This window comes from Actinospineispora eucalypti, from assembly GCF_039543365.1.
GTDB lineage: Bacteria > Actinomycetota > Actinomycetes > Mycobacteriales > Pseudonocardiaceae > Pseudonocardia > Pseudonocardia eucalypti.
On record NZ_BAABJP010000025.1, the window covers coordinates 1 to 624 of the forward strand.

Sequence of the window (624 nt, forward strand, 5' to 3'; positions counted from 1 at the left end):
CCGTTGCGGGTCCAGGTGGCCAGCATCTCGGCACGGCTGATGGTCGGACCGGCGAGCTTGTGCCCGATGGGCGACGCCCGCCAGAGCATGGAGCGCACGATCCCGGGCGGTCGGCTGGGGACCGTGGACGACATCGGTCACGCGGCGGTCTACCTGGCCAGCGCGGAGGCCTCGTTCGTGACCGGCCAGGCGTTGATCGTCGACGGCGGGCAGGTGCTGCCGGAGTCGCTGGACCAGAGTGATCTAGCCCGTGCACCTATCGAGCGCCCGGCACAGTGATCGGCTTGATCCCGTTGTTCGGGCCGAGGGTGGGGGGCGGGAAGTGCGAGCTGATCGGGACGGCGGCACGCAGGATGCCTGAGTTGGCGTCCTGCAAGCTCAACAGAGATCGGGTCTGCACGGTGAACGCGGCGACGTCTGGCAGGTAGGGCAGCAACGCGTCGGTTACCGGGTCCAGAGGCTTGGTCGCGGCCCGCAGTTCGGGCAACGCCTCGTCCAGGTGAGCCGCGAACGGCCGCAGGTCGGCCAGCACCGGCTTGGCGGCGTCCAGGAATGGATCGGCGGTGTCCACGACGGTGTCCAGCCGGTCGGTGGTGCCGCGCAGCTCCCGCATCGCGGTGGGGA

1 protein-coding gene and 1 pseudogene are annotated in these 624 nt (G+C 70.2%); one reads left to right on the forward strand and one right to left on the reverse strand.

Annotated elements, in window-relative coordinates; genetic code table 11:
- Window positions 1–279 (forward strand): SDR family oxidoreductase (locus ABEB12_RS23255; protein ID WP_345703070.1); only part of this gene is annotated, 279 nt, incomplete at its 5' end.
- Here ABEB12_RS23255 and ABEB12_RS23260 read toward each other — a convergent pair.
- A pseudogene (locus tag ABEB12_RS23260) lies at window positions 257–624 on the reverse strand (MlaD family protein); the annotation flags it as partial. The gene ABEB12_RS23255 and the pseudogene ABEB12_RS23260 overlap by 23 nt on opposite strands.